The sequence below is a fragment of the Intrasporangium chromatireducens Q5-1 genome (genome assembly GCF_000576575.1).
Classification (GTDB): domain Bacteria; phylum Actinomycetota; class Actinomycetes; order Actinomycetales; family Dermatophilaceae; genus Intrasporangium_A; species Intrasporangium_A chromatireducens.
Genome location: NZ_AWQS01000311.1, coordinates 1 through 3,810, shown reverse-complemented (window position 1 = coordinate 3,810; position 3,810 = coordinate 1). Strand labels below are relative to the sequence as shown.

Sequence of the window (3,810 nt, the reverse complement as noted above, 5' to 3'; positions counted from 1 at the left end):
ATTCGAACCTTCGTAGCTTTCGCGACGGATTTACAGTCCGCTTCCATTGGCCGCTCGGACAACCTGCCGTGGTGCGTCTGGAAGGATAGCAAGAGATCGGGCGCCGGTTCGAATCGACCTCGGACGACGCGCGCCCACCCCCAGCACCCGCCCCGGAAGGAGCCACCGATGGCCGACTCGTCCTTCGACATCGTCAGCAAGTACGACAAGCAGGAGGTCGCCAACGCGGTCAACTCGGCGGCCAAGGAGATCGCCCAGCGCTACGACTTCAAGAACGTCGGCGCCGAGGTCAACCTCTCCGGCGAGTCGATCTCGATGAAGGCCAACACCGAGGAGCGCTGCCTCGCAGTCCTCGACGTCGTCAAGACCCACCTCGTCAAGCGCAAGGTCAGCCTCAAGTACCTCGACGTCCCCGAGAAGCCGCGCGTCTCCGGCAAGGAGTACAAGCTCGACGTCCCGCTCAAGGAGGGCATCTCGCAGGAGAACGCGAAGAAGATCAACAAGCTGATCCGCGACGAGGGCCCCAAGGGCGTCAAGTCGCAGATCCAGGGCGACGAGCTGCGCGTGACGAGCAAGTCGCGCGACGACCTCCAGGCCGTGCAGCGCATGCTCAAGGAGGCGGACCTCGACGTGGCGCTGAACTTCACCAACTACCGCTGACCCAGCAACAGCAAGAGGTATGCCGCTCAGCTCGCGAGCTGGGCGGCATACCTCTTGCTTGTGGCCGGCTCTGGCGGCCCGGTCCTCAGCCGCGGCCGACGTAGGGCATCTCGGTCGCGAGCATCGTCAGGAACGGCACGCTGACGTCGAGGGGCAGGCGAGCCATGGCGACGACCGCCTCGGCGACATGGGCAGGGTCGAAGGTCGGCTCCGGACGGACTGAGCCGTCGGCCTGGCGGGCACCCTCCGTGAAGCGGGAGGTCATGTCGGTCGCGGCGTTGCCGATGTCGATCTGGCCGACGACGATCCGGTGCGGGCGGCCATCGAGGGCGAGCGACTTCGTCAGGCCCGTGACCGCGTGCTTGCTCGCGGCATACGCGACCTGGCCGGGCCGCGGCACGTGCGCCGAGATCGAGCCGTTGTTGATGATCCGGCCACCCTGGGGCGACTGGTCCCGCATGATCCGGAACGCCTCCCTGCAACAGAGGAAGGTGCCAGTGAGGTTGACCTCGATGGTCTCGCGCCAGTCCTGGACCGAGATCTCATCCGCCTCGCCGACCGGCCCGAAGGTTCCGGCATTGTTGACCAGCACATCCACGCGGCCCCACTCCGAGACGACGGCTGCGAAGGCGGTTGCGACCGCGCCCTCGTTCGTCACGTCGGTGGGGATGACGAGTGACCCTGACCGCTCCCCGACCGTCTCGTCGAGGGCCTCGCCGCGCCGGCCGAGCAGCGCCACGTGGAACCCGGCGTCGAGCAGGCCACGGGTGATGGCGCGCCCGAGTCCCGACCCGGCACCCGTCACCACGGCGACGCCGGTCGAGTCGAGGCCCGCCGGCGCGCTCACGCCTCCCCCCGGCGCAGGAGCCGTCCGCGAGGTTCGGCCGCGATGTCGACCGGCTCTCCTCGCAGCCAGGTGCCGCGCACCACGCCGTGCAGCGTGCGACCCGAATAGGGCGTGATCGGATTGCGGTGCTGGAGCCGCTCAGCCTCCACCACGAACGTCTCGTCGGGGGCGAAGACGCAGAAGTCCGCGTCCGCGCCGACCGCGATCCGGCCCTTGCGCTGCAGGCCGACGAAGTCTGCCGGCCCGCGCGACATCCAGCGGACCACGTCACCCAGCCCGAAGCCCCGCTCCCGGGCCACCGTCCACACGGCGGAGAAGCCGATCTGGAGGGACGCCACGCCACCCCAGGCAGCGCCGAAGTCACCACTGCCGAGGCACTTGAGGTCGAGGGTCGAGGGCGAGTGGTCCGTCACGACGATGTCGATCGTTCCATCGCGCAGGCCCTCCCAGAGGAGGTCGCGGTTGCCGCTCTCGCGGATCGGCGGGCAGCACTTGTACGCGGTCGCGCCGTCCGGCACGTCCTCCGCCGCGAAGGTCAGGTAGTGCGGGCACGTCTCCGCCGTGATGCGCACCCCGTCGGCGCGGGCGGCGGCGATGAGCGGCAGGGCATCGGCGCTCGACACGTGCAGGATGTGAACCCGACAGCCGGTCTGGCGCGCCAGGTCGATGACCTGCTCGATCGCGCGGTTCTCCGCCTCCCGCGGCCGGGACCGGAGGAAGTCGACGTAGTGGACCCCTCCCTCGTTGACCGCCGCGTCGATGGTGGGCGCGTCCTCGGCGTGGACGATGAGCAGTCCGTCGAAGACGGCGATGGTCCGCATCGCCTCCTCGAGACCCGCCGAGTCCAGGGGTGGGAACTCGTCGACGCCGGAATGGAGCAGGAAGCACTTGAACCCGAAGACGCCTTCGTCCCACAGCGGTTCGAGCTGTCCGGCGTTCCCGGGCACCGCGCCGCCCCAGAAGCCGACGTCGACCCACGCCTGGTCCGCTGCCGTCTTCCGCTTGACATCGAGGGCCGACGCGTCGACCGTCGGCGGGATGCTGTTGAGCGGCATGTCGACGATCGTCGTGACACCGCCGGAGGCGGCCGCCCTCGTCGCCGTGGTGAAGCCCTCCCACTCCGTTCGTCCCGGGTCGTTGACGTGGACGTGGGAGTCGACGATGCCGGGCAGGAGCACTTCGTCGTCGGCGAGCACGACCTCGCGCGTCGCGGCCAGCCCGGTCCCGAGCGGCTCGACGGCGACGACCCGCCCGTCCCTCACTCCGACCGACGCCGCCCGTTCCCCGGACGGCGTGACCACTCGTTGGGCCCTGATGACGAGGTCGAGGCTGCTCACCGCTGCCCTCCTGGAGACGTGGGTGCTTGACGGCGATACTGTCCCATGCTTTCCTCTTTGCGGAAAGGTTTATCCACCCTCCGGAGGCCTGCCTCCGGGGAAGTCGAGGAGAGCCCATGGCGTCCGGTCCTGCAGCCCCGCGCTACTACGCCCCTCACGGCGGCCACCCGGACCAGAGCCAGCTGACCACGGACCGGGCGGTCTTCACGGAGGCCTATGCCGTCCTCCCGCGCGGCACCATGCGGGACATCGTCACGAGCTACCTCCCGTTCTGGGAGGACACCCGCCTCTGGGTCATCGCCCGACCCCTGTCCGGCTTCGCCGAGACCTTCTCACAGTACATCGTCGAGGTCTCGCCGGGTGGCGGCAGCGACCGACCGGAGCTCGACCCCGAAGCCGAGGCCGTCCTCTTCGTCGTCGAGGGCGACGTCGCGCTGACCATAGAGGGCGAGCGGCACGAGATGGGTCCCGGTGGCTACGCCTACCTGCCACCCGGTTGCCAGTGGACGCTGCGCAACGACGGAGCCGACGCGGCTCGGTTCCACTGGATCCGCAAGGCCTACGAGCGGGTGGACGGGATCGACGTACCAGAGGCCTTCGTGACCAACGAGACCGAGGTCCCGGCGGCCGAGATGCCTGGCACCGAGGGCCGTTGGGCGACACAGCGATTCGTCGACCCCGCCGACGTCCGCCATGACATGCACGTCACCATCGTGAACTTCGAGCCCGGCGGTGTCATCCCCTTCCCCGAGACCCACGTGATGGAGCACGGCCTCTACGTCCTCGAGGGCAAGGCCGTCTACCTGCTCAACCAGGACTGGGTCGAGGTCCAGGCGGGCGACTTCATGTGGCTGCGGGCCTTCTGCCCACAGGCCTGCTACGCCGGCGGACCGGGCCGGTTCCGCTACCTGCTCTACAAGGACGTCAACCGCCACGCCAAGCTCTCCCGCCAGTTCCTCTGACCTC

Annotated in this window: 4 protein-coding genes; 2 read left to right on the top strand and 2 right to left on the bottom strand. The window is 69.1% G+C overall.

What is annotated here, in order from left to right:
- Positions 1-168: 168 nt before the first annotated feature.
- On the top strand, positions 169-660 hold the full coding sequence (locus N864_RS20110; protein WP_034721600.1) for a YajQ family cyclic di-GMP-binding protein: 492 nt from the start codon (positions 169-171) through the stop codon (positions 658-660).
- Positions 661-745: 85 nt separating this feature from the next.
- Here N864_RS20110 and N864_RS20105 read toward each other — a convergent pair whose 3' ends face one another.
- Together N864_RS20105 and allB are read right to left on the bottom strand one after the other, a co-directional pair.
- Positions 746-1,507, bottom strand: coding sequence for an SDR family oxidoreductase (locus tag N864_RS20105; RefSeq protein WP_051518850.1), 762 nt, complete (start codon positions 1,505-1,507; stop codon positions 746-748).
- Complete coding sequence (gene allB / locus N864_RS20100) at positions 1,504-2,844, bottom strand: allantoinase AllB (protein WP_034721599.1); 1,341 nt, start codon at positions 2,842-2,844, stop codon at positions 1,504-1,506. The genes N864_RS20105 and allB overlap by 4 nt, the downstream gene beginning before the upstream one ends.
- Positions 2,845-2,960: 116 nt before the next feature.
- Here allB and N864_RS20095 point away from each other — a divergent pair, with 116 nt between their 5' ends.
- Entirely contained in the window at positions 2,961-3,806 is an 846-nt protein-coding gene (locus N864_RS20095) for a bifunctional allantoicase/(S)-ureidoglycine aminohydrolase (RefSeq protein WP_034721598.1), read from the top strand.
- The last annotated feature ends 4 nt before the right edge of the window (positions 3,807-3,810 follow it).